Origin of the sequence: Burkholderia humptydooensis (assembly GCF_001513745.1) — a bacterium.
Taxonomy (GTDB): Bacteria; Pseudomonadota; Gammaproteobacteria; order Burkholderiales; family Burkholderiaceae; genus Burkholderia; species Burkholderia humptydooensis.
Genome location: NZ_CP013382.1, coordinates 2,197,853 through 2,221,670, shown reverse-complemented (window position 1 = coordinate 2,221,670; position 23,818 = coordinate 2,197,853). Strand labels below are relative to the sequence as shown.

19 protein-coding genes and 4 pseudogenes are annotated in these 23,818 nt (G+C 66.7%); 18 read left to right on the top strand and 5 right to left on the bottom strand.

Annotated elements, in window-relative coordinates:
* Window positions 1-6 precede the first annotated feature (6 nt).
* From AQ610_RS28570 to AQ610_RS28540, 7 genes and pseudogenes are all read left to right on the top strand, one after another.
* Window positions 7-270, top strand: coding sequence for a hypothetical protein (locus AQ610_RS28570; protein WP_006029553.1), 264 nt, complete (start codon window positions 7-9; stop codon window positions 268-270).
* Window positions 271-348: 78 nt separating this feature from the next.
* Window positions 349-1,278 (top strand): TauD/TfdA dioxygenase family protein, encoded by a 930-nt coding sequence (locus AQ610_RS28565; RefSeq protein ID WP_006029554.1) that lies wholly within the window; start codon window positions 349-351, stop codon window positions 1,276-1,278.
* Window positions 1,279-1,322: 44 nt separating this feature from the next.
* Window positions 1,323-2,378 (top strand): ABC transporter substrate-binding protein, encoded by a 1,056-nt coding sequence (locus AQ610_RS28560; protein WP_006029555.1) that lies wholly within the window; start codon window positions 1,323-1,325, stop codon window positions 2,376-2,378.
* A 127-nt stretch (window positions 2,379-2,505) separates the two neighbouring features.
* Entirely contained in the window at window positions 2,506-3,450 is a 945-nt protein-coding gene (locus AQ610_RS28555) for an ABC transporter ATP-binding protein (protein ID WP_374189338.1), read from the top strand.
* A complete protein-coding gene (locus AQ610_RS28550; RefSeq protein WP_006029557.1) occupies window positions 3,447-4,334 on the top strand; it encodes an ABC transporter permease in 888 nt (295 codons plus the stop codon). Before AQ610_RS28555 ends, AQ610_RS28550 begins: the two co-directional genes overlap by 4 nt.
* 173 nt (window positions 4,335-4,507) lie before the next feature.
* Window positions 4,508-5,129 (top strand): annotated as a pseudogene (locus AQ610_RS28545) (acyl-CoA dehydrogenase family protein); the annotation flags it as partial.
* A 65-nt stretch (window positions 5,130-5,194) separates the two neighbouring features.
* Complete coding sequence (locus AQ610_RS28540) at window positions 5,195-6,547, top strand: LLM class flavin-dependent oxidoreductase (protein WP_006029559.1); 1,353 nt, start codon at window positions 5,195-5,197, stop codon at window positions 6,545-6,547.
* 2 nt (window positions 6,548-6,549) lie between these two features.
* Here the strand turns inward: AQ610_RS28540 and AQ610_RS28535 are convergent, their stop codons facing one another.
* The 4 genes and pseudogenes from AQ610_RS28535 to AQ610_RS28520 all read right to left on the bottom strand — a co-directional run.
* Window positions 6,550-7,749 (bottom strand): LLM class flavin-dependent oxidoreductase, encoded by a 1,200-nt coding sequence (locus AQ610_RS28535; RefSeq protein ID WP_009916984.1) that lies wholly within the window; start codon window positions 7,747-7,749, stop codon window positions 6,550-6,552.
* Between the two features lie 107 nt (window positions 7,750-7,856).
* Window positions 7,857-8,414, bottom strand: a complete 558-nt coding sequence (locus AQ610_RS28530; RefSeq protein ID WP_006029561.1) for a c-type cytochrome — start codon at window positions 8,412-8,414, stop codon at window positions 7,857-7,859.
* Window positions 8,407-9,666 (bottom strand): sulfite dehydrogenase, encoded by a 1,260-nt coding sequence (gene soxC / locus AQ610_RS28525; protein ID WP_043283352.1) that lies wholly within the window; start codon window positions 9,664-9,666, stop codon window positions 8,407-8,409. Before soxC ends, AQ610_RS28530 begins: the two co-directional genes overlap by 8 nt.
* Before the next feature lie 135 nt (window positions 9,667-9,801).
* A pseudogene (locus AQ610_RS28520) lies at window positions 9,802-10,191 on the bottom strand (porin); the annotation flags it as partial.
* Between the two features lie 114 nt (window positions 10,192-10,305).
* Here AQ610_RS28520 and AQ610_RS38255 point away from each other — a divergent pair.
* The 11 genes and pseudogenes from AQ610_RS38255 to AQ610_RS28465 all read left to right on the top strand — a co-directional run.
* A pseudogene (locus AQ610_RS38255) lies at window positions 10,306-10,922 on the top strand (IucA/IucC family C-terminal-domain containing protein); the annotation flags it as partial.
* Window positions 10,919-11,314, top strand: coding sequence for an HpcH/HpaI aldolase family protein (locus AQ610_RS37750; RefSeq protein WP_231749093.1), 396 nt, complete (start codon window positions 10,919-10,921; stop codon window positions 11,312-11,314). The pseudogene AQ610_RS38255 and the gene AQ610_RS37750, both read left to right, overlap by 4 nt.
* A gap of 195 nt (window positions 11,315-11,509) precedes the next feature.
* The gene (bfr, locus tag AQ610_RS28505) at window positions 11,510-11,989 is read left to right on the top strand and encodes a bacterioferritin (RefSeq protein ID WP_006029566.1); all 480 of its coding nucleotides are present in this window, start codon (window positions 11,510-11,512) and stop codon (window positions 11,987-11,989) included.
* Window positions 11,990-12,794: 805 nt separating this feature from the next.
* The gene (locus tag AQ610_RS28500) at window positions 12,795-13,322 is read left to right on the top strand and encodes a sigma-70 family RNA polymerase sigma factor (protein WP_006029567.1); all 528 of its coding nucleotides are present in this window, start codon (window positions 12,795-12,797) and stop codon (window positions 13,320-13,322) included.
* Window positions 13,323-13,325: 3 nt separating this feature from the next.
* Entirely contained in the window at window positions 13,326-14,339 is a 1,014-nt protein-coding gene (locus AQ610_RS28495) for a FecR domain-containing protein (RefSeq protein WP_009914225.1), read from the top strand.
* A 352-nt stretch (window positions 14,340-14,691) separates the two neighbouring features.
* Window positions 14,692-17,184, top strand: coding sequence for a TonB-dependent receptor (locus tag AQ610_RS28490; RefSeq protein WP_231749010.1), 2,493 nt, complete (start codon window positions 14,692-14,694; stop codon window positions 17,182-17,184).
* A 77-nt stretch (window positions 17,185-17,261) separates the two neighbouring features.
* Entirely contained in the window at window positions 17,262-18,638 is a 1,377-nt protein-coding gene (locus AQ610_RS28485) for an MATE family efflux transporter (RefSeq protein ID WP_006029570.1), read from the top strand.
* Window positions 18,639-18,676: 38 nt separating this feature from the next.
* Window positions 18,677-19,684 (top strand): FecCD family ABC transporter permease, encoded by a 1,008-nt coding sequence (locus tag AQ610_RS28480; protein WP_009914223.1) that lies wholly within the window; start codon window positions 18,677-18,679, stop codon window positions 19,682-19,684.
* Window positions 19,681-20,721 carry a FecCD family ABC transporter permease gene (locus tag AQ610_RS28475; protein WP_006029572.1) on the top strand — a complete coding sequence of 347 codons (1,041 nt, stop codon included), beginning with the start codon at window positions 19,681-19,683 and terminating at the stop codon, window positions 20,719-20,721. Before AQ610_RS28480 ends, AQ610_RS28475 begins: the two co-directional genes overlap by 4 nt.
* The gene (locus AQ610_RS28470; protein WP_006029573.1) at window positions 20,718-21,575 is read left to right on the top strand and encodes an ABC transporter ATP-binding protein; all 858 of its coding nucleotides are present in this window, start codon (window positions 20,718-20,720) and stop codon (window positions 21,573-21,575) included. Before AQ610_RS28475 ends, AQ610_RS28470 begins: the two co-directional genes overlap by 4 nt.
* Window positions 21,568-22,551: an ABC transporter substrate-binding protein gene (locus AQ610_RS28465; RefSeq protein WP_009914221.1), complete on the top strand. Its 984-nt coding sequence runs from the start codon at window positions 21,568-21,570 to the stop codon at window positions 22,549-22,551. The genes AQ610_RS28470 and AQ610_RS28465 overlap by 8 nt, the downstream gene beginning before the upstream one ends.
* Window positions 22,552-22,770: 219 nt before the next feature.
* Here AQ610_RS28465 and AQ610_RS35230 read toward each other — a convergent pair.
* Window positions 22,771-23,549, bottom strand: a pseudogene (locus AQ610_RS35230) (helix-turn-helix domain-containing protein).
* Window positions 23,550-23,818 lie beyond the last annotated feature (269 nt).

Here is a 23,818-nt window from a genome sequence, read left to right as displayed (position 1 = left end):
CCATGAATGCAGCGACCGCGCGCACCAGGGCGTGCCGGACGATTCGGGCGAACCGCCGGGCGCGACCCGACCGGCAAGCGGTGGCCGAACGCGCAAGACGCGCACGACGATGCGGGCGATCGGCCGTGGCCGCTGTCGTCGCTCGATGTCGAGCCGGCATCGTCGCAAGCCGGTGATGTGAGCGGACGGATCGACGGCGCGTCGGGCGGCCGGCGGCTCGTTTTACAGGCCCGCCGCCCGAGCAGCGATCTTTATCGCTGCAGCAGATAAACGTATCCGAATCGCTTCGTTGACGCAGTCCGGCACGCGCTCGTAGATTCGCATCTTTACCGAATCAAGGGCTGTATCGTGACGACTCCCGCCATCCGCACCGCAGCATCGACGTTCGCCGGCCATCGCCCCGCGTTGCCGCCCGAGGCCGGCGCGCAGCGCTTCGACATCGTCCCGTTCGATGCGCCGCTCGGCGCCGAAGTCGTCGGCATCGACCTGTCGCAACCGCTCGACGCCGCGGATTTCGCGCGCATCCACCGCGCGCATCTCGACCATCACGTGCTGGTGTTTCGCGACCAGCGCATCACGCCGGACAAACACATCGCATTCAGCCGCCGCTTCGGCCCGCTGCAGATCCACGTGCTGCACCAGTTCGCGCTGGCCGCGCATCCGGAAGTGCTGATCGTGTCGAACATCGTCGAGGACGGCAAGCCGATCGGGCTCGGCGACGCCGGCCATTTCTGGCACTCCGACCTGTCGTACAAGGAAAAGCCGAGCCTCGGTTCGCTGCTGCATGCGCAGGAGCTGCCGGCCGAGGGCGGCGACACGCTGTTCGCAAACATGCATCTCGCCTGGGACACGCTGCCCGCGCATCTGCGTCGCGCGGTCGAAGGACGGCGCGCCGAGCACACGTATCTGGCGCGCTATGCGGAGTTGCAGGCGCGCAGCCCGTGGCGGCCGAACCTGTCGGCCGAGCAGATCGCGCAAGTCGAAGCGGTGGTGCACCCGGTCGTGCGCACGCATCCGGAAACGGGACGCCGGGCGCTGTTCGTCAGCGAGCATTTCACGACGCGCATCGTCGACGTGCCCGAGGACGAAAGCCGCGCGCTGCTCGACGAACTGTTCGCGCACAGCGTGCGCGCCGAGCATCTGCACCGGCACCACTGGCGCGACCACGACCTCGTGTTCTGGGACAACCGCTCGCTGATGCATCTCGCGGCCGGCACCCCCGACCATCTGCGCCGCAAGCTGTACCGCACGACGATCGAAGGCGACGCGCCGTTCTGAGCGTCACGTCTTCGCTTCGCAGCGTCATTCTCACTGGAGTTCCGATGTCGTTTCCGCTTTCGCCGGCACTGCGCCGCACGACCCTGTTTGCGCGCCGCGCTCTGGCCGCCTCGCTCACCGCTGCGCTGGCCTTCGCCGCCGCCGGCACGCCGCAAGCCGCGCACGCGGAAGGCCGCATCCGCATCGCCGAGCAGTTCGGCGTCGTCTACCTGATGCTGAACGTCGCGCGCGACCAGCAACTGATCGAGAAGGAAGGGCGCAAGGCCGGCCTCGACATCAAGGTCGACTGGGTGCGGCTGTCGGGCGGTGCGGCCGTGAACGACGCGCTGCTGTCGGGCGCGGTCGACATCGCCGGCGCGGGCGTCGGGCCGCTGCTGACCGTGTGGGACCGCACCCGCGGCCGGCAGAACGTGAAGGGCGTCGCGTCGCTCGGCAATTTTCCGTACTACCTCGTCAGCAGCAACCCGAACGTGAAGACGATCGCCGACCTGGGCGCGAAGGACCGCATTGCGGTGCCGGCCGTCGGCGTGTCGGTGCAGTCGCGCGTGCTGCAGTACGCGGCCGCGAAGCAATGGGGCGACAAGCAGTTCGACAAGCTCGATCCGCTCACGCAGGCCATTCCGCATCCCGACGCGACGGCCGCGATCCTCGCGAACAGCAACGTGATTACCGGCCACTTCGGCAATCCGCCGTTTCAGGAGCAGGAACTCGCGGGCAATCCGAACGCGCACATCGTGCTGAATTCCTACGACGTGCTCGGCGGCCCGAGCTCCGCGACGGTGCTGTATGCGACCGGGAAATTCCGCGACGACAACCCGAAGACGTATCGCGCGTTCGTCGCCGCGCTCGCCGATGCGGCGCGCCAGATCGCGGCCGACCCCGAGCGCGCGGCCGACACCTATATTCGCGTAAACGATTCGAAGATCGATCGCGCGTTGTTGCTGAAGATCCTGCGCAATCCGCAGGTGCAGTTCAAGACGGCACCGCAGAACACGCTGAAGCTCGCGCAGTTCATGTATCGCACCGGTGCGATCCGCAACGAGCCGAAGTCGTGGCGCGATTACTTCTTCGACGATCCGGCGACGGCCGGCGGCAGTTGAGCGGCGGTGGCGTTGCGACGTCGCGATCGACGCTTATGCGTCGACGCGGTTTCGATATGCGCAATCGTTGGTTGGGCCGCGCACCGCGCCGCCGTATGTTGATGCTTTACCCGCAAGAGTTTCGATCGTGAACGCCACTTCTCCCCGAATCGGGTTGCCGCCCTATGCGGCGCGCGGTGCCGCTGCGCCGGCCGCGCCTCCCGCCACAGACGCGGCCCGCACCGCGAGCCGGCCCGCGCCGCAGGCCGCGCCGGCCGGCGCGCACAGCGAGCGCCTGCTGGCGGTCGAGCGCGTGAGCCTCGAATACCGAACCGGCGCGCGGATCGTCCGCGCGACCCACCAGGTCAGCTTCGACGTGTACGGCAGCGACCGTTTCGTGCTGCTCGGCCCGTCGGGTTGCGGCAAGTCGACGTTGCTGAAGGCGATCGCCGGCTTCATCGAGCCCGTGTCGGGTTCGATCGCGCTCGATGGCCGGCCCGTGCACGGGCCGGGCCCCGACCGCATCGTCGTGTTCCAGGAATTCGACCAGTTGCCGCCGTGGAAGACGGTCGTCGAGAACGTCGCGTTTCCGTTGCGTGCGGCCGCGAAGCTGTCGCGCGCCGAGGCGCGCGAGCGCGCGCTGCACTATCTCGACAAGGTCGGCCTTGCCGCGTTCGCCGACGCGTATCCGCATACGCTGTCCGGTGGCATGAAGCAGCGCGTCGCGATCGCGCGCGCACTCGCGATGCAGCCGCGCGTGCTGCTGATGGACGAGCCGTTTGCCGCGCTCGACGCGCTCACGCGCCGCAAGATGCAGGAAGAACTGCTGCGGCTGTGGGACGAGTTCCGCTTCACGCTGCTGTTCGTCACGCATTCGATCGAGGAGGCGCTCGTGATCGGCAACCGGATCCTGCTGCTGTCGCCGCATCCGGGCCGCGTGCGCGCGGAGCTCAACAGCCACGACCATTCGCTCGACAGCGTCGGCAGCGGCGACTTCCGCGACAGCGTCGCGCGCATTCATCGCCTGCTGTTCGATACCGGCGTGGCGAACGAAACGCGTGCCGCGCCGGCCACCGAGGCAACCGCATCATGAGCGCGATCGATCCGGTCCTGCCGCCGCTGCCGCCCGTTCGCGCCGAATACGTGCACGCGCTCGACACACCGCCCGCCGCCGAGCGTGCGACACCCGCGCCGCTGTTGCGTCGGATCGTCGGCGCGAGCGGGTTTCGTCGCGCCGCGATCGCGCTCGTGCTGATCGCCGCGTGGGAAATCGTCGCGCGCATCGTCGCGAACGATCTGCTCGTGCCGACCTTCGGCGCGACGCTGGCCGCGTTCGTGCAAGGCATCGCGTCGGGCGAACTGCTCGTGAAGACGGGTATCTCGATTTCGGTGCTGCTGCGCGGCTATGCGCTCGGCGTGCTGTTCGCGTTCGTGCTGACGTCGCTCGCGGTGTCGACGCGCATCGGCCGCGACGTGCTGTCGATGCTCACGTCGATGTTCAATCCGCTGCCGTCGATCGCGTTGCTGCCGATCGCACTGCTGTGGTTCGGGCTCGGCACCGGCAGCCTGCTGTTCGTGCTCGTGCACGCGGTGCTGTGGCCGCTCGCGCTCAGCATGTACACGGGTTTCGCCGGCGTGCCGGCCACGCTGAAGATGGCCGGGCGCAACTACGGCCTCACGGGCCTGCGCCAGATCGCGCTGATCCTCGTGCCGGCCGCGCTGCCGTCGATCCTGTCGGGGCTGCGCGTCGGCTGGGCATTCGCGTGGCGCACGCTGATCGCGGCGGAGCTCGTGTTCGGCGCGAGCGCGGGGCAGGGCGGACTCGGCTGGTACATCTTCCAGAACCGCAACGAGCTGTATACCGACCGCGTGTTCGCGGGCCTCGCGGCCGTCATCGTGATCGGCCTGCTCGTCGAGCACCTCGTGTTCGATACGCTCGAACGCGTGACCGTGCGCCGCTGGGGCATCCAGCACTGAGCACATCGCTGCAAGTGCCTGCGCATTCCCGGCGCACGCATAACCAAAGCTGAAATCGGTTTTTCACGCACGCCGGATGCGTCCCTATACTTTTCGGTGCCGCCTGCGGGCTGCGGCGGCGGATCGCGCAATCGTGCGGCGAGCCCTCGCCTTTCGGGATGAGGAACCGCTGAATGAATGCCCGTCATGGCGCCGATACGCGCGACGCACTGCACGCCGCGCTCGCCGCATTGCCCGACCTCGCGATCGGGATCGGGCGCGATGCCGCCCAACGCGAAGCACGTCGCGAACTGCCATTCGAAGGTTTCGCGCTCTTTCGCCGCTCCGCCCTCGGCGTGCTGCGGATGCGAGAACACGACCGTGCTGCGCCGCGACGGCGAGCATCATCGCGTGACGGGCCGCAAATACTATTCGACGGGCACCGCGTTTGCCGATTTCGCGCGCATCAACGTCGAGAGCGAGCAGGGCGACCCGCTCGCCTTGATCATTCCGGTCGCGCGCGATGGCGTGCAGGTGCTCGACGACTGGGACGGCATGGGCCAGCGCATGACCGCGAGCGGCAGCCTGCTGCTGCACGACGTGCAGGTGTTCGCGGACGAAATCGCGGCGCGCGACGGCTCGACGCTCGTCGGGCGCCACTGCGGTGCGCTGCGGCAACTGCATCTCGTCGCGACGGCCGCGGGCATCGTGCGCAACGTGGTGGCCGACGCGCGCCGCTATGTGCTCGCGCACGGCCGGCCGGTGCTGCACAGCCCGGCGCCGACCGCGCGCGACGATCACTTCATCCAGCAGATACCCGACCGAAGGACGCGTGTTCTGATCCCGCTGCGCCCGCAGCCCACTTCCCGGAAAACCTCCTGATGACGACCCGTACCGGCCACCTGCACCTTGGCGCGTTCCTGTATCCGACCGGCCATCACATCGCCGCATGGCGCCACCCTGGGTCACAGGCGGATGCCGGCGTCGACTTTCGTCACTACGTGCGGCTTGCGCAGGCGGCCGAGGCCGCGAAGTTCGATCTCGTGTTTCTCGCGGACGGCGTCGGCACGCGCGGCGACGACGTCGAGTTCCTGAGCCGCACCGCGCACAGCTACGTCGCGCAGTTCGAACCGCTGACGCTGCTGGCCGCGCTCGCGGCCGTCACCGAACGCATCGGCCTCGTCGGTACCGCATCGACGAGCTTCAACGAGCCGTTCCACATCGCGCGCAAGTTCGCGTCGCTCGATCACATCAGCGGCGGCCGCGCAGGATGGAACCTCGTCACGTCGTCGAGCGCGCACGAAGCGCGCAACTTCAACCGCGACGCGCATTTCGATCATGGCGAACGCTATGCACGCGCGGAGGAGTTTGCCGACGTCGTGCGCGGGCTGTGGGACAGTTGGGACGACGACGCGTTCGTGCGCGATCGCGCAAGCGGCCGCTTCTTCGATCCCGACAAACGCCAGGTGCTCGATCATCGCGGCCGCTTCTTTCAGGTGCGCGGGCCGCTGAACGTCGCGCGCGCGCCGCAGGGGCATCCGGTTGTCGTGCAGGCCGGTTCGTCGCCGGCCGGCACGCGGCTGGCCGCGCGTACGGCCGAGGTGATCTTCACCGCCCAGCAGACGCTCGACGACGCGATTGCGTTCTACGCGGACGTGAAGGGCCAGCTCGCCGCGTTCGGCCGCGACCCCGACACGCTGAAGATCATGCCGGGCGTCTTTCCGGTGGTCGGCCGCACCGAAAGCGAAGCGAAGGAGAAATTCGACGCGCTGCAGGCGCTGATCGACCCGAAGGTCGGGCTCGCGCTCGTGTCCGGCCTGACGGGCGGCGTCGATCTGTCCGCGTATCCGCTCGACGGCCCGATCCCGCCGCTGCCGGAAACCAATGCGAGCAAGAGCCGGCAGACGCTGACGCTCGAACTCGCGCGCCGCGAGAACCTGACGATACGCGAACTCTATCTGCGCATCGCGGGTGCGCGCGGTCACTGGCAGCTCGTCGGCACGCAGGAGCAGATCGTCGACGCGCTCGAGGAACGGTTCGTGCGTTACGGCGCGGACGGCTACAACGTGATGGCGCCGACCTTGCCCGGCGGCCTCGACGATTTCATCGAACTTGTGCTACCCGAACTGCGGCGTCGCGGGCTGTTTCGCAGCGAGTACGCCGGTCGCACGCTGCGCGATCATCTCGGACTGCAGCGGCCCGCGTGGCGCACGTTCGCCGCGCCGGCCGCCTGAATTCAGCGTCGCAGGCCGGCGTCGCGCAGCAGCGGCAGCACGCGCGCGCCGAAGAAGTCGAGATCCGGCTTGAAGTCGTAGAAGCTCAACTGGATGCCGTCGATGCCGGCCCGATGCAGTCGCACGATGTAGTCGGCGACTTCCTCGGGCGAGCCGGTGATCGAGATGTTGCCGCCGATCGCGCGCGCGGCCGCCTGTGCGCGTTGTTCGAAGCCGCCGCGCCACGCATGCGCGTCGCTGTCGAAGCGATGGAAGCTGCCTTCGTCCGCATGCGCGACGATCGCGTCGCGGTATGCGCGTGCTTCGGCCGTCGTCTCGCGGCAGATCACGAGCGGATTGAGCAGCGTGCGGATCGTCCGGCCACGCTCGGCGGCTGCTGCCTTGACTCGGGCCGTATGCGCGGGCAGCGCGTCGAGCGCGAGATCGACGTCCGGGCCGGCCGGGCTCGTGATGAACACGATGTCCGAATAGCGGGCCGCGAAATCGATGCCCGCGTCGGAGCCCGTCGCGTTGATCAGGAGCGGGCGGCCGTAGCGTGGCTTCGGCGTGACGAACGCGCTGGAGAGCCGCCAGCTCGACAGCGCGGGCGCGTAGCTGAAGTTGTCCGGTTGCGCCCACAACTGACTGACCGCGTCGACGAATTCCGCCGCCATCTCGTAGCGCCGGTCGTGCTCGATCCGGTTCCAGCCGAACATCTCGTGCTCGATCGCGCGGTGGCCGGTCACGACGTTGATGCCCCAGCGTCCGTGCGAGATGTGATCGAGCGTCGCCGTGAACTTCGCGAAATGCAGCGGATGCCACGGACCGTAGAGCACGTGGCTCGTCGCGACGAGGATGATTCGTTCCGTGCGCGCCGTGAGCGCCGCCAGTGTCATGAACGAGTCGAGCGCCTGGCCGTCGAACACGCCGCCGTAGCCGCCTTTCGGCAGCCACTGCGACAGCGCGAACACGAGATCGAAACCGAGTGCTTCGGCGCGCGCGACCAGGTCGGCGTTGTAGTCGAACGTCCAGTCGGTCGAGCGCGGCAGCGTCGATGCGCTCCAGCCGCCGGCCTGGATCGGCAGGAACAGCCCGAGCATCAGCGGCTGCGCGAGCACGCGCGACACGGGGCTGTCGGGGAAATCGGCCGGTGAACGGACGTTGACGAACGGCGTTGGCGCGAGCGGTGCATCGGCCTGGGCGGCGACGGAGGTGTCGGTCAAGGTGGGCTCCATACGGGACGCGCTGGCGCCGAACGAAAGAATCCGGCACGATGCCGGCGGGCGCGGAATGGCGATAGCCGGTGTGCGGGCCGGCGGATCGCGTCGCGTCACAGCTGTCCCGGCCGCGGGTCGGGCACGAAGCCGTCGCGGTTCGGCATCTTCACGCGCGGCAGCGTGCGTGCGTCGAGCGTTGCGTCGTCGGGCACGATGCCGTTCAGGCGCAGCACGTACGCGGTGACCGCATAGACTTCGTCCGCGCTCAGCGATTGCGGCGCGTTGTACGGCATCGCACGGCGGATGTAATCGAACAGCGTCGTCGCATACGGCCAGTAGCTGCCGACCGTCTTCTTCGGCTTCGCACCGGCGAGCGAGCCGATGCCGCCGACAAGCGGATCGCCGATACCACCCTGGCCGCCGGTGCCATGACACATCGCGCACTTGTCCGCGAACACGTGCGCGCCGCGCGCGACCGTGCCCGCACCGCGTGGCAGGCCGCTGCCGTCGGGCGCCACGTCGATGTCCCATGCGGCGAGCGCCGCGCGGTCGACCGGCTGACCCAGGCCGAAGCCTGCGCCGAACGCGGGCAACGCTGGCGGCGCGATTGCGCCGATCGTTCCCGACGCAATCGCGAGCGACGCGAGCCGTCGCGCAATCGTCTTACGCATTGCGCACCTCGCCGTCCGCGCCGACGCGCCAGTTCTGGATGCCGTTGTAGTGGTATTGCGAGTTGACGCCGCGTGCGGCGACGAGCGCGGCCCGGGTCGGCTGGACGTAGCCCGTATCGTCGGTCGCGCGGCTTTGCAGGTCGGCCGGCTCGCCGTTCCAGACCCAGTCCGCTTCGAAGCGCGTCAGCGCGCGATCGCGCACGTCGCTCGCAAGCCGCGCGGCGCGCCAGGTGCGACCGCCGTCGGTCGAGACGTCGACCGCGCGAACCCGACCGCGCCCCGACCACGCATAGCCGCTGATCGGGTAATAGGCGTGCGACGCGAGCCGGTGGCCGGCCGACGGGCGCGTGATTACCGATTTCGCGTCCATCTCGAATACGAACTGGCGTGCGCAGCCGTTCGGCAGCAGGTTCGTGTATTTCGACGTTTCCTCGCGCGTCATCTCCGGCGCGCGCACCAGCTTCAGCCGCCGCAGCCACTTGATGTTCGTGTTGCCTTCGAAACCCGGCACGATCAGCCGCACCGGATAGCCGTTCTCGGGGCGCAGCCGCTCGCCGTTCTGCGCATAGACGACGAGCGCGCGTTCGAGAATCCGGTCGAGCGGCAGGCTGCGGGTCATCGCCGCGCCGTCCGCGCCTTCGGCAAGCAGCCACTGCGCGGCCGGGTCGATGCCCGTTTCGTCGAGCAGCGTCGACAGCCGCACGCCCGTCCATTCGCAGCACGACAGCAGCCCGTGCGTGAACTGGACGGGCAGCCCGCTCGGGCCGTTCCATTCGCTGCCGGTATTGCCCGAGCATTCAAGGAAGTGAATGCGTGACTCCGACGGAAAGCGCAGCAGGTCGTCGAGCGTGAAGATGCGCGGTTCGCGCACGAGGCCGTGCACGACGACGCGATGGCGTTGCGCGTCGATGTCGGGCACGCCGGCATGATGGCGCTCGTAGACGAGACCGTTCGGCGTGATGTCGCCGAACAGGTCGGCGAGCGGCGTCATCGACGAGCCGGCGCCGGGCAGCGTCGGCGTGCGCGCGCTGCGACGGACGACGTCGCGTTCGTGCGCGCCCGGCAGGCCATACGGGGGCGACAGCAACGGTGCGCCGGGCGTGCGCGTCCACGGCGGCACGTCCAGCGGTGCAGGCGGCGGGCTTGCGAGCGCGCCGCCGGCCGGCAGCATCGCCGCCGCCCACCCGCCGGCGAGCTGGCGCAGCGCCGCGCGTCGGCCGGTGCGGCGTGGGCGGGAAGGAGAGTCGGTCATGATCGAAGCCGTGCCGCGCGCGGGCGCGGCACCATGCGGAAAAACGGACATTCTCGGCAACCGGGCGCAGCGCGACAAACAACGATTCCCGCTTTGCTTATCGCGCCGCGCCCGTCGCCCCCGCGGTGTGCGCGATCAGCACTTCACGCGCAGCCCGCTGACGCGTGCGGCCTGGCGATTCGTCGACGACGCGGTGCCGATGTTCGAGATCGCTGCGATCTTGCGATAGCCGCCCGACGTCGCGGTGCTCGCATCGCCGGCCGCGAGCTGGTAGATGCCGGACAGATAGATGTCGGGGCGCTTCGACAACGCGTAGTCGAACCCGAGCGTGAACTGGCGCCAGCGCGGCTTCAGTGTCTGGCCGCCGGTGCCCGGCAGGCCGCTCGCGCGTCCGTCGGTGAACGTGTAGACGCCGATCAGCGTCGCCGCCGGCGTGATCTGGTAACGCCCGTTCACGTCGTAGTTGTTGAACTTGCGTGACGAGCCGTCGACGTAGTCGAGTTGCGTGTGGCTCCACGCGAAGCCGAACAGCTTTTCCCGAAACGATCCCGGCACACCGGCGACCGGGTAGCGCCCGCGCCGCGTCAGCTCGGGAACGAGCAGGCGCGCGATCTGCCGGTACGTGTCCGGCAGCGTCAGATAACCGCGCTCACACACATCGATGCCGACGGCCGACCGCTGATCGCGGAACTGGGTTGCACGGCATGGTGTGCGGACATGGGTTCGCCGGCTCGTGGAGCGGGCGTGGCTGCCGGTGGCGTAACGGCACCGCGCTCGAGTCGCACGCCCAGAACATGGTGCTGTTGCACGCCAACGGGATGCCCACGCGTGTCGCCAAGGACTTTCACGACGGCGTGCGGTACTCGAAGCAATGGCTGTCGGTGGCTCCGCCGGCGCTCGACGCTCCGCCTGCCGAGCACGCGCGAGTCAATCCCAATTCGTTCATCGAGACCGACGACGCCGACCAGTTGCGCGATTTCACGTGCGATGCGCTGTTCTTCGTCAATCTCGCGGAGATCGCCTGGTTCTTCTCCTGCCATTTCAATCGGAAGGAGGCTGAATTCTGGGCGATCGTCTCTCGCGCGATCCATGAGTATTAGGTGCAGTGTCCGGATCTCGCGGAACGCTTCGTATTGTTCGACTGCTTGGCACCGGAGATGGAGATCGAACTGCTTGCCAGCCGCCGCTTCCTGCCCGAGATTCGTCTGCGGACACGCGCGACGGCGAATCCACTCGCACAGCCGGAGTACGCATGACATCGAACACGCTACCGCCGCGTTCGCTGAAGTCGCGGATCGGAGATTCCGACGGACCATCGCTGGTCGGGTTGTTGTGCTCGACGCCGGCGCCGCTGACCGTCGAGCTCATCGCTGCCGCAGGTTTCGATTTCGTCGTGATCGACCTTGAACACACGCTGATCGACGACGTGCTTGCGCGCGATGTAGAGATTGCGCATTTGCGTGTCGGTGGCCCGTATCGTGTTCAGACTGGCGGTGCCTATCACATATCGCATCATGATTTCCTGAGCCATCCGCATCCTGAGCGCAAGTTTGTCGGGGTGTCGCAGAATGCGGACCTTCATTCGCCGATACCGAACTGCAATATCTCCCTGGTTTTGTGTCAGGGCGATATGCGGAGCGGGGTTTGATTCCGGGGCAGTGGCCCGATAGGCTTCGCTGCACAGAGGGTTTTGAACAGGAATTGAAATCATTCGCACTACACGACGATTGACATGCTTGATTGGCCTCTTTCGCTGAGAAGTCGTTTGCGAGTGGCCCGGTCGCCGACTATTGTAGGTTCTGGATATGTCGTGTGCATGTACAGGCTGAACGGGAGAGCTGTGATGAAAGGCGACAAGAATGTCATCGATTATCTGAACGCTCAACTCAAGAACGAGCTGACGGCGATCAACCAGTATTTCCTGCACGCTCGTATGTATCGTCATTGGCAGCTCAACAAGCTGGGCAAGCATGAATATGAGGAATCGATCGACGAGATGAAACATGCGGACGCACTCATCGAGCGCATATTCATGCTCGACGGATTGCCGAATCTTCAGGATCTGCACAAACTTCTCATCGGCGAACACACGGAAGAGATTCTCGAATGCGACCTGAAGCTCGAGCGGGTTGCACAGGCAACCTGCAAGGAAGGGATCGCGTACTGCGAATCGGTGCAGGACTACGTGTCGCGCGAAATTCTCGAGAACATTCTCGACGGCACGGAAGAGCACATCGACTGGCTGGAAACGCAGTTGGAACTGGTTCAGAAGGTCGGCATCCAGAACTACCTGCAATCGGGCATGACTTCGCTCGACTCATGAGCGTGCAGGACGCCGTTGCCGGATGCAATGTTGCGCATTGCGTGAGACTGCTTGCCCGCCGACACCGCCGTTCGGGTACCTTCCGATTCGACTGATTTGCTCGAAGACGCAAATATCGCGAGCGGGGTGACGCTCGTTCGATTGTCCCCGACGAGGCCGGGCGCCTTCATGACACGCTTGCGATCTCCGGCATTCGAATGAATGCTCACACGCGCGAAGGCACGCCGCGCTTCTCGGACGCAGGGAAAACCATACCTCGCGTCCGTGCCCCGAGTTGATCTATGCCAACGTTAACGAACGCTCAAGCATTCGCGGCACGTGATGTAGCAGGGAATCCTTACGTAAGACCATAAAGCCATTTACTCGGAACTGGCTCGGGCGGGGATACGAAATTCGCGGGCAACGTCAGTCGGTACTGTGGAGCGATTTGCGATCTCTACGAAGACGAATTGAACCAGCAGTTCGAGCGCGTCGTTTCGGGACATCGCTTCAAGTTCCACGCCGCGTCTCTTGTGATCGACGGAGTGTGTCCCGAATGTCTGGCGAAGGGCATTGGATCACGGGCTACAACTGTCGTCGTCTGAGTGTGTCGCGAATCCCAAGGCGAAATGACGTGCGACATGCCGAAGCGGGAAACGAAAGGCGCCCATGAAAATGTCTGATGAATAGAAGGCGCTGATATCGTGGCCTATCGATGCGGCCCCTAATTGCGAAATATTGCGTAAACCGACTGAATTGGTTTATAAACGCGAATGATTCGTATTTGGCTTCTTGTCATTCACGTTTGACGCAGAAGGGGTGCTCCATGTCCGCCGCTCAACTCGCCCTCCACCAGGATGTGCAGGCTCTTTATCGCGACCACCACGGCTGGTTGCAGGGATGGTTGCGCAGGCGGCTGGGTAACGCTTTCGATGCTGCGGACCTTGCCCAGGACGCGTTTCTCCGCCTGATCCTCAAGCCGGCGCCCAAGGGGTTCGACAGCGACGCCGAGGCACGCGCCTACTTGCGTGCGATGGCACAGGGCATGTGCATCGACCTGTTCCGCCGCCGTCAGGTCGAGCAGGCGTGGCTCGACGCGCTTGCCGCCCAGCCGGAACCTTGCGAGCCCTCGCCCGAATATCGCGCGATCGTCATCGAGACGCTGATGGAAGTCGGCGCGCTCATCAGCCGGCTGTCGGATAAAGCGAGGGACGCATTCGTCATGGCGCAGATCCACGGCCTCTCCACTCGCGAGATTGCTGCCGAGCTCGGCGTTTCCGACCGAATGGTGCAGAAGTATCTCGCCCAGGCGATGTTGCAGCTCGCGTTGCTCGACGCCGGCATCAAGCACTGACCGATGGCTGTCCCGTCGTCCTCGTCCGCTGCCGAATCCGGCGTCCAGGCGGATTTCGAAAGTCTCGAACAAGCTGCCAACTGGTATGCGCTCCTGCATGCCGATGGCGGAAGCGGCGAGCATCGCCCCGCGTGGGCGCAGTGGCTGGCGGAGCGGCCGGAGCATCGGCGTGCGTGGGCGCATGTCGAAGCGGTCAGCCTCCGGTTTGAGCCGCTGAGAGGCGAGAGCGCAGCCGAGCGCAATGCCGCCGCGGCGGCCGTGCATGTTTCCTCGACGCGCGCGGCGAGCCGGCGCCATGTGCTGGGCAGTCTCGCGGCGCTGGCCGGAACCGGTCTCGCCGGATGGCTCGCATGGCATTTCACGCCGCTGCCGGAGCGCATCGTCGCGTTGCGATCGGACTACCGTACCGGGATCGGCGAGCGGCGGGACGTGCAGCTCGCCGACGGCACGCGCGTCTGGCTGAACGCGAACAGCGCGTTCGATGTTCACTACGACGATACGCGGCGTCTGCTGACGTTGACGATGGGCGAAATCCTCATCGATACGGCCAAGGACCGCCAGGGGCGGCCATTCTTCGTCGACACGCCGAACGGCCGGATGCAGGCGTTGGGCACCCGGTTCACTGTACGTCAGTCCGACACGCACACGCTGCTGGCCGTGTTCAACGGCCGTGTCGAGATTCGCAACCGGGCCGGTCATGTCGAAATCGTGCCGGCCGGACAGCAGCGGCAGTTCACGGCGGAGGCGATCCTCGCGCCGGAGCGGGCCGATCCGGCACGCGAAGCGTGGTCGCGCGGCGTGATCCTGGCTGACGACGTTACGCTCGGTGCGCTGATCGCCGAGCTGGATCGCTATCAGCACGGGCACATCGGCGTCGATCCGTCGGTGGCGGGCATTCGTGTGGTAGGCCGTTTTCCGGCCGACAACCCCGGCCGGATGCTCGCGATGCTCGAACGCGATCTGCCGATCCGGGTACGTCGCACGTTGCCGTGGTGGGTCACAATCGACGCCCGGTGAGGCGCGATGCCGGTCCGAGCCGGCGCGTCCGAGCGCTATCTCACCTGCACTAAAAAAATTTCCAATTCTGGTTCGCATTTCCGAACGTCATCCGATTAACAGATGAAAGAGGACCATTCGGAGATCAATCAGTGCTCTGAATGCCGACCCGGCGCCACGAGGCGGAGCACCAGCTCCGGCCTGACGGCGCCTGTTTCCGGACGGAAGCAGGCGTCGTGCGATGGCGACAGTCGCAGCCAGCATGGCGCCGCCCGAACGATCGGGCGCGGCCGCTATCAAGCCAAGGTATCCGGCTCTGTTAGACGCGCGATGGACCTCCCCTTGCTCACTTCATTCTCAAGGAATGCCGTCCATGCATCGCCCGTCGTGTTCGTCGAATCCCCCCGGTATTTCGTTGCCAGCGTGTAACCGTGCACGGATGCGCACCGCCCGCCGTCCCACCGCGCACGCGGTACGGTGTGCCGTTCTCGGCATCGCGCTCGCCGGGAGCGGCGCGTGGCAGGCGGCATCTGCGCAGTCGGCCGCCGGCGCGGCGGCGCAAGCCGCCACCCGGCGATACGACATTCCGGCCGGCCCGCTGTCGGCGTCGCTGAACCGTCTTGCCGATCAGGCCAACGTGATGCTGAGCGTGCCGGGCGACCTGACGGCCGGGAAGACCAGCGCGGGCATCCACGGCACCTACTCGGTGCAGGGCGCGTTCCAGGCGCTGTTGAATGGTACGGGTCTGGAACCCGTACGGCAGTCCGACGGCAGCTTTTCGCTGCGTCCGGCTTCTGCAGCAGCAGGTGCCGAAGCTGCCGTACTGCCGGCCGTGAAGGTCCTCGGCAAGCGAATCGACGACGCAGTACCCGAGGTCTATGCGGGTGGTCAGGTGGCACGGGGAGCGAAGGTCGGCATGCTCGGCAATCGCGACTACATGGATACGCCGTTCAGCATCTCCAGCTATACGGAAAAGCTGATCCGCGACCAGCAGGCGACGAGCGTCGCGGACCTGCTGACCACCACGGACCCGTCGGTCCGCGCCGCGATCGACAGCACCAACCGCTATGACGCGATCACGATCCGCGGGTTGCGCGTCGAGAACAGCGAAATCGCGCTCAACGGACTCTACGGGCTCGTGCCCGCCTATCGTGTCGGCGCCGATCCCGTTGAACGGGTCGAAATCCTCAAGGGGCCGGGTGCCTTGCTGAACGGGATGATGCCGCAGGGCAGCGTCGGCGGCAGCGTGAACGTCGTGACGAAGCGCGCCGACGATACGTCGCTCAACCGCCTCACGGCGGAATATGCGTCGAGCTCGGTGTTCGGCGGCCATGCCGACATCGGCAGGCGCTTCGGCCAGAACGGCGAGTTCGGCGTGCGCGTCAACGCGGCCCACCGCGAAGGCGATACGCCGATCGACGAACAATCGCGGCGGAACACGTCGCTGTCGGTTGGGCTCGACTACCGCGGCAGCCGCCTGCGCGCGTCCGGCGACGTGATCTACCAGGAAGACTTCATGCGTGCGCCGGTGCGCGGCTACACGCCGATCGCCGGCATCGCGGTGCCGGCGGCGCCCGATTCGCGGACCAATCTCGCGCAGACGTTTTCCTATTCGAATTCCCACAGTCTGACGGCGCTCGGGCGTGCCGAATACGACCTGTCGTCGAATGTGACGCTGTTCGGTGCGGTCGGCATGAACCGGTTCGGCTACGACAAGCTGGAAGACCCGGGTGCGACGATCGTCAATGCGCAAGGTGACGCGACGTCGCTGTCGCGATACCAGTCGGGCGCGTCGCGTGCGTTGTCGGCCGAGGCCGGTGCGCGCGCACGCTTCAAGACGGGCCCGATCGATCACCAGCTCGTGGTGAGCGGCGACTACCTGCAGCAGACGACGTGGTTCGGCCAGACCGCTTACGGCAGCTACGCGACGAACATTTATATGCCGACCCGCCTTGCCGGGCCGGGTGCGCCGGTTTCCGTGTCGCCTGAAGCGAAAGACAGCGCGCAGATTCTGCGCAGCATCGGCGTGGCCGATACGCTGTCCGCCGCCGGCGGGCTCGTGCAGCTCACGGTCGGCGTGCGTCGCCAGCAGGTGAGCACCCGCAACTTCGACACGTCCGGAGCGGAAACGTCGCACTACGACCAGGGTGCGACGACGCCGTCCGTCGCGCTCGTCGTCCGGCCGCTCGACCAACTGTCGTTCTATGCGAACTACATCGAGGCACTGACGCCCGGTTCGGCGCCGCCGCCTGACGCGGCGAACCCGAATCAGGTATTCGCGCCGTTCAAGTCGAAGCAATACGAAGTCGGCACCAAGCTCGATCTCGGCAAGTTCGGCGCGACGCTCGGGCTGTTCCAGATCGACGTGCCGAGCGGGATCGTCGACCCGGTCAGCAAGCTGTACAGCCTCAACGGGTTGCAGCGCAATCGCGGGCTCGAACTGTCCGGTTTCGGCGAGGTGACGCGCGGCGTGCGGCTGCTCGGCGGCTTCACGTGGCTCGACGCGCGGCTTCGCCGCACGCAGGGCGGCACGTACGACGGCAATCACGCGATCGGCGCGCCGTCGCTGCAGGCGACGCTCGGCGCGGAATGGGATACGCCGTTCTTGCCGGGCGTCACGCTGACGAGCCGGATGATCTACACGGGCAAGGCCTACGTGAGCCAGGACAACACGCAGCACGTGCCGAGCTGGACGCGCTTCGATCTCGGCGGCCGCTATACGACGAAAGTGGCTGGCCGCGACGTGACGCTGCGCGCGAACGTGACGAACCTGTTCAACCGCGACTACTGGCAGGCAAATCCGACCGGGTATCTGTTCACGGGCGCGCCGCGCACGTTCTGGCTGTCGGTGTCGACCGACCTGTGACGGACGTCGGCAGACCGGGGGCGTATGTGCCGCCCGGCCTGCCGACGATTTGCCGTTCCGATTTTCACCGTCATTGCATGAAACCTCACGGACAGTTCTGGCTCGACGCCCGGCACATCGGCGCGCTTGCCGCGCCGCTCATCCTTACCCAGCTCGCGCAGGTCGCGCTGACCACGACCGACATCGTGATGATGGGGATGCTCGGTCCGCGCGAGATCGCTGCCGGCGGTCTCGCGCTCACGTTGTTCAACCAGTTGCGCACGATGGGGACGGGCCTCGTCACGGGCACCGGCAATCTGGTCGCGTTCGCGAACGGGCAGGACGACGCCGCGCGGATCATGCGTCTCGTCCGAGCGAGCTTTGCGTTGTCGACGCTCGCCGCGCTCGCGTTCGTACTGCTGATGCTGGCCGTCGAGCGGCCGCTCGTGTGGCTCGGCCAGAATCCCGGCGTCGCGCGGCAGACCGCGCTCTATCTGGCGGCGGCAGCGCCCGGTATGCTGCCGTGCCTGTGGTTCCAGTCGCTGCGCCAATACACAGTCGGGCTGCGCAAGCCCGGGCCGCTGCTCGCGATCACGGTCGTGTCGATCGCGGTCAACGCGGTGCTCGACTACGCGTTGATGTTCGGCCGCCTCGGGTTCCCCGAACTCGGCCTGACCGGCGTCGCGTGCGCGACGAGCGTGGTGTACCTGCTGTCGTTCGTCGCGTTTCTGACGATTGCGAAGCGCCGGGCGGCACTGCGGGAGCACCTGTCGCTGGCCTTCTGGCGGGCCGACGCCGATGCGTTCAGGCAGACGTTGAAGATGGGCGTGCCGATTGCCGCGACCTACGGGTCGGAGGCCGCATTCTTCACCGTGCTCACGCTCGTGATCGGCACGCTCGGCACCGATGCGCTGGCGGCTCAGACGGTCGTCAATCAGGTGATCTACATCGTGTTCATGATTTCGGTCGGGTTGTCGCACGCGTCGTCGATCAGCATCAGCCACGCATGCGCGCAGCACGACTATCGCGGTGCGCGGCGGCTCGGCTATACGGGGCTCGCGCTCGGCGTCGGCGCGATGCTGATCGTCGCGCTGCCGTACCTCGTCGCGCCGACGAGTGTGCTCGCCCCTTTTCTGGCGCGCGGCTCGGCGGCGAATGCCGACGTGCTGCGGCTCGCGGCGGGGCTGCTGACGATCGCGGCGCTGCTGCAGATCTTCGATTGCAGCCAGAACATCGGCGTCGGCATCCTGCGCGGGCTCGGCGACGTGACGAGTTCGTTCCGCATCTCGATCGTCGGCTACTGGATGATCGGGCTGCCGGTCGCGTGGGCCGCCGGCGTCATGCTCGGCTACGGCATCTACGGCATCTGGATCGGACTCGCGATCGGGTTGGCCGCGACCTCGTCCATGCTGCTGCGCAAGTTCGAGTACCGGCTGGACGCGCTGGCGAAACAGGCCGGCGCGGCACGCTCGTGAACGGACGGCCCGTGACGGCGAAGCGCCCGCGTTCTCCGTTGCCGGGGAAGGCATGCGGGGGACGCGCACGGGTCGGCGCGGTCGCGCTCGTGTTGATCGGCGGCCTCGTTGCGATCGCGCTCGCGAGCCTGTGCGCCGGCAACCTCGTGCTGAGTCCCGCGGCTGCGCTCGATGCGCTGGCCGGCGGCGACACGCCCGCCGCGCAGGTCGTTCACACGCTGCGGCTGCCGCGCCTGATCGCGGCGTTGATGGTCGGGGCGAGCCTCGCGGTCGCAGGCGCGCTGATGCAGGGCATCACGCGCAATCCGCTCGCCGACCCGACGCTGACAGCCGTCGTCAGCGGCGCGGCGCTAGCGGTCGTGGCGGCGACCGTGTTGGCGCCAGCCTGGTCCGCAAGCATGCTGCCGTTCGTGGCGCTGGCCGGCGGTGGCATCGCGGCGACGCTCACGTTCGCGCTGGCGTGGCGCGCGCGGCTGTCACCGTTGCGTTTGTCGCTGGCCGGAACGACGATTGCCGCGCTCAGCAGCGCGGGCGTCATTTCGCTGATGATTGTGGCGGGTCCGCAGGCGGGACCCTTGTTCTACTGGTTGGCCGGCGGCTTCGCGGGTGTCGGCTGGCAGCAGGTCGCGATGGTCGCGCCGTGGACCGTCGCAGGGCTCGCCGCCGCGCTGGCCGGTGCGCGCGTGCTCGACACGCTCGCGCTCGGCGACGAAGCGGCGCAGAGCGTCGGCCTCGACCTGTTGCGCTGGCGTTTGGTGCTCGGCGGCATCGCGGTCGCGTTGTCGGCGTCGGTGGTGTCGATCGCGGGGCCGGTCGGCTTCGTCGGACTGTGCGTGCCGCATTTCGCGCGTGTCGCGCTCGGGGGCGGTTATCGCCGGACGCTGGGCGTGACGGCGCTGGCGGGCGCGTTGCTCGTGTCGGCCGCGGATCTCGTCGCCCGCACGGTTGCCGCGCCGCGCGAACTGCCGGTCGGCTTTCTGACTGCGCTGGTCGCCACGCCGCTGCTGATCGCGGTGATTCGCCGCGACGAAGGAGTATCGACATGAAGGGCGGGCCGAGCCGGCCGATTGGCACGCCGCACGCGCGTCGCGCAGGATGGGCCGCGATCCTGATGCTCACGGTCGTCCTGTCGGTGCGTTTCGGCGCGGCTGATTTCCCGTTGACGGCGGTCGCTCAGGCACTGATCCATCGCGACGGCGCGCGCGATGTTGCCTTCGTGATGTGGGATCTGCGCCTGCCGCGCGTGCTGCTTGCACTGATGATCGGCGCGCAACTGGCGGCGAGCGGGCTCGTGCTGCAGGCGGCGCTGCGCAATCCGCTCGCGGAGCCCGGCGTGATCGGCGTGTCGTCCGGCGCGACGCTCGGCGTGATGCTCCTGCTGCTCGTCGCGAACTTCGCCGGCGCGCTCGACGGCAGCCGCCTCGACGCATACGACATCACGTGGATGCCGCTCGTCGCGCAGGCAGGCGGCATCGGCGCGGCGCTGGGCGTCTACGCGCTCGCGTGGCGCAGCGGCACGGCGCCGTTCCGGCTGACCTTGATGGGCGTTGCGGTCAGCGCGGCGATGTATGCGGTCGCGATGACGATACTCGCGGGCTGGGGTTCGAGCCGCATCGAGGTGCTGCTGACGTGGCTCGCGGGCAACCTGTACGCGCGCGGCTGGCAGCACGTGCTGCTGCTCGCGCCGTGGACCGCGGCAACGATCGTGCTGCTGCCGGTCGTTCTGCCGGCGGTGCAGGTGTTGTCGCTCGGCGACGACGCGGCGACGAGCGTCGGGCTGAACGTCGAGCGGTGGCGTCTCGCAGCGATCGTCTATGCAGGTTTCGCGGCAGCCGGTGCCGTAGCGATTGCCGGCCCGGTCGCGTTCGTCGGCCTGATCGCGCCGCATCTCGCGCGGCTTGCCGTGGGCGGCCCGCTCGCGCGGCAGGCACCGTTCGCGCTTCTTTGCGGTGCATTGATCACCGCGCTTGCGGATCTGGCCGGGCGCGTCGTCGTCGCACCGGCCGAGATTCCGGTGGGGGCGGTCACCGCGCTGTTCGGTGCGCCGCTGTTTCTCCATCTGCTGTCCCGGTCGTCGCGATGACACTCGTCGCCCACAATCTTTCGCTCGGATATGGCCCGCGCCGCATCGTCGACAGCCTGTCGCTGTCGATCGAATCAGGTCGGATCACCGTGCTGCTCGGTCCGAACGGCTCGGGCAAGAGCACGCTGTTGCGCGCGCTGGCCGGCCTGCTCGCGCCGCGCGGCGGCGATGCGCTACTCGACGACGTGTCGCTGCGGCAATGGCCACGCCGAAAGCTCGCGCGTCGCGTCGCGTTCCTGGCCCAGGCGCAGGACATTCCGTCCGGCCTGACGGTGCAGGAACTCGTCCGCCACGGACGGTTTGCGTACCGAACCTGGCTGCGTGGCGAAACTGACGACGATCGCGAAGCGGTCGAATGGGCGCTGGAGATGACCGGGCTCGTCACGATGCGCGATCGTTCGCTCGTCGCGCTGTCGGGCGGCGAACGTCAGCGCGTATGGATCGCGATGGCGCTCGCGCAGCGCGCGGACATCTTGCTGCTCGACGAGCCGACGACCTATCTCGACCTCGGCCATCAGCTCGACGTGATGCAGACGCTGCGGCGGCTCAACGAGGAATTCGGGCTGACGCTCGTGATGTCGCTGCACGACCTGAACCAGGCGATGCGTTTTGCGGACCGGGCGATCGTGATGCGCGACGGCCGGCTTGTGGCCGACGGCGCGCCAGTCGACGTGCTGACGCCGGCGTTCGTCGCGGACGTATTCCATGTGCGCAGCGAGCGGCTGCATGGCGCGAGCGACGGTGTGCCGGTCTGCCATCCGCTCGGCTATGCGGCGCCCGGCGGCGATGAGAACGGTGCCGGGCAGGCCGTTCGCGATGCCGTGCCGTCGATCGGGACAGCCGGGGATGATTGACCGCAAGCGTCGTGCACTGTCGTTCGCGTTGCTGGCTTCGCTGGCGACGGGACTTGCGCGGCCCGTTCGCGCGGAGTCGGTTGCCCGGCCGTACAGCGTCGTGGACGATCGCGGCGTGACGCTGCACTTCGATACCGCGCCGAGCCGGCTTGCGGCGATTTCGTATTTCGGGGCTGATACCGCGTTGGCGCTCGGCGTGCAGCCGATCGCGTCGACGTTTCTCGTGCGCAATCGGCGGCCCGCCCATCTGCTGGACAGGATGGATCGCGTGATCGACCTTGGGCAGCGTGCGAGCCCGAACCTGGAACTGCTGGCGAGCGCGCATGTGGACCTCGTCGTCGCGATCCGTCGCTATACCGAGGCGAACGCGGCGCAGCTTCGGCAGATCGCGCCGTATCTTGCACTCGATCTGGAGACCGGCGACGACAGCGACCGCAGCATCGCGCTCGTCGGGGCGGCGCTTGGTCACGCCGAGGCGGCCGCCGCGCTCAACCGGCGCTTTGCCGACGTGCTCGCGGGATTCCGCACGCGGGCAGGATCGCGCCGCGCGTCGCGGTACCTGTTCGTCTGGGGAGCGGGCGTTGCGCCGTGGGCGTTCTACGACGAGAACATGACCTGTTCGCTACTGAATGCGCTGGGTGGCGTCAACATCGCCGGGCGCAATCCGCTGCCGTCGCAGCGCGACAATACGGCGTTCCAGATGAGCCTCGAGACGCTGTTGCTGGCGAAGCCCGACATTATTTTCGTGTACGACGACAGCGGCCGGCGCGGCTTCGAGACCAATCCGGTGTGGCAGCACCTGGTGTCGACGCGCCGGGTGAGGATCGTGAGCGTGGGTGATCACTGGATCGAATCGCTCGGGCCGATCGCGCGACATGCGGTGCTGGCCGAAGCGGCCGCGTTCCTGCACCCGGAAGTGTTCGCGTTGCCGGACTTGCGCGAAATCACGTTGTCGTATTTCAGGCGCGTGGCTTGATGTGTTGTCTGACCTTGAGTGGCTGCATTCTTGCGTCGACATATTTATGCGGCGCAAGGCGTACAGCATCGCCGACTAGCCGTCCGGAGCAGAATGCGCATCCGAAACAGCAGCGCCCCTCAAGTAGTTGCGGATCTGGTCACAATGCTTGGATGCAGCCAAGGTTCTAGCCATTGCACGTTGGGATCTCATTCATCTGTGCGATTCGCAGACATCGTTTCACTTTGTTGACGACCGTTTCTTTGGCGCGTCGGAACCCGTGGCGCCGGTAGGAGACGCGGGTTCCGACGCGCGCCGATGATGTTCGCCGAGGATTTTGTCGACCCGCCATTCGCGGTGCCAAATTCGCTCTTTCCGCTCGTCGTATGCACTTTCCACCTCCTCGGCGAGAGGTGTGACTTCCTCAGCTCCGCGATGCGGTCAACAAGGTTGCCTGCTCCGTCGGGCCATGGTGAGACCAAAGCTCGTTCAGGTTGGTAAGCTGCGAGCGTTCGACCTTGCCATTGAGGTGCGGCGAACGTGATGGAATTGGCCGGAATTTGATGCACTCGGTCATCAGGCGCCGCTGCACGGATTCAGCGAAGAACTCGCTGCCGCGGTCGGTCTGGATACGTTGAATCGAAAACGGCATCTCCTCGATGACACGATCAAGAAAAAGCAGCGTATTTCGGGCATTTCTACGCAGGTAGATGGCCAGCACACGAAAGCGTGAACAGTTGTCGATGGCCGTGTACTGATAGACGCCTCGCGCAGAACCTTGTGAATAGTCGCAAGGGACAGTTCTCTTTGCTCATGCAGACGCAATCCGTTTTGGATTCGCCGTGCCCCCTTGCGCTCTGCCCGCAGTCGAAGAATCGTTGCCCGATCAGCGTCAGAGACCTTTCGATTCGGGCTGGTCAGAGGGCGACGGCTTTGAGAGCGAAGGCCTTCCTCTCCCGTCTCTTGGTAGCAGCCAACCACTTGCGAAGCGTCGGCCTGGAGACACCAGAACGTGTGATGTCCGTGGATCACACAATTCATCAGGCCGTGTCTCGGAAACGGTGGGCGTGGCAGACTTACTAGTCCGATTCGCCATTGCTAATGATGAACATCCCCGATTACACTGTCGATCAAAAATCACGCGGTTCGCGATGACGCCCATATCATGGGTACTCCAGCCAGGTGCAGATGTCCGCCCAGCCAGCCTTCAGTTGATACGTACTTGGAGACTCTCGGTGAATTTGTACCCATCCTGCGTTGCTGTGGTCGCTTTTATCTCGCTGTTCAG

Excerpts from the sequence above, each read along its gene's own strand:
- AQ610_RS28570 (WP_006029553.1), top strand. The coding sequence starts at position 7 with ATGCAGCGACCGCGCGCACCAGGGCGTGCCGGACGATTCGGGCGAACC.
- AQ610_RS28560 (WP_006029555.1), top strand. The coding sequence starts at position 1,323 with ATGTCGTTTCCGCTTTCGCCGGCACTGCGCCGCACGACCCTGTTTGCG.
- AQ610_RS28550 (WP_006029557.1), top strand. The coding sequence starts at position 3,447 with ATGAGCGCGATCGATCCGGTCCTGCCGCCGCTGCCGCCCGTTCGCGCC.
- AQ610_RS28540 (WP_006029559.1), top strand. The coding sequence starts at position 5,195 with ATGACGACCCGTACCGGCCACCTGCACCTTGGCGCGTTCCTGTATCCG.
- AQ610_RS28530 (WP_006029561.1), bottom strand. The coding sequence starts at position 8,414 with ATGCGTAAGACGATTGCGCGACGGCTCGCGTCGCTCGCGATTGCGTCG.
- soxC (WP_043283352.1), bottom strand. The coding sequence starts at position 9,666 with ATGACCGACTCTCCTTCCCGCCCACGCCGCACCGGCCGACGCGCGGCG.
- AQ610_RS37750 (WP_231749093.1), top strand. The coding sequence starts at position 10,919 with ATGACATCGAACACGCTACCGCCGCGTTCGCTGAAGTCGCGGATCGGA.
- bfr (WP_006029566.1), top strand. The coding sequence starts at position 11,510 with ATGAAAGGCGACAAGAATGTCATCGATTATCTGAACGCTCAACTCAAG.
- AQ610_RS28500 (WP_006029567.1), top strand. The coding sequence starts at position 12,795 with ATGTCCGCCGCTCAACTCGCCCTCCACCAGGATGTGCAGGCTCTTTAT.
- AQ610_RS28495 (WP_009914225.1), top strand. The coding sequence starts at position 13,326 with ATGGCTGTCCCGTCGTCCTCGTCCGCTGCCGAATCCGGCGTCCAGGCG.
- AQ610_RS28490 (WP_231749010.1), top strand. The coding sequence starts at position 14,692 with ATGCATCGCCCGTCGTGTTCGTCGAATCCCCCCGGTATTTCGTTGCCA.
- AQ610_RS28485 (WP_006029570.1), top strand. The coding sequence starts at position 17,262 with ATGAAACCTCACGGACAGTTCTGGCTCGACGCCCGGCACATCGGCGCG.
- AQ610_RS28475 (WP_006029572.1), top strand. The coding sequence starts at position 19,681 with ATGAAGGGCGGGCCGAGCCGGCCGATTGGCACGCCGCACGCGCGTCGC.
- AQ610_RS28470 (WP_006029573.1), top strand. The coding sequence starts at position 20,718 with ATGACACTCGTCGCCCACAATCTTTCGCTCGGATATGGCCCGCGCCGC.
- AQ610_RS28465 (WP_009914221.1), top strand. The coding sequence starts at position 21,568 with ATGATTGACCGCAAGCGTCGTGCACTGTCGTTCGCGTTGCTGGCTTCG.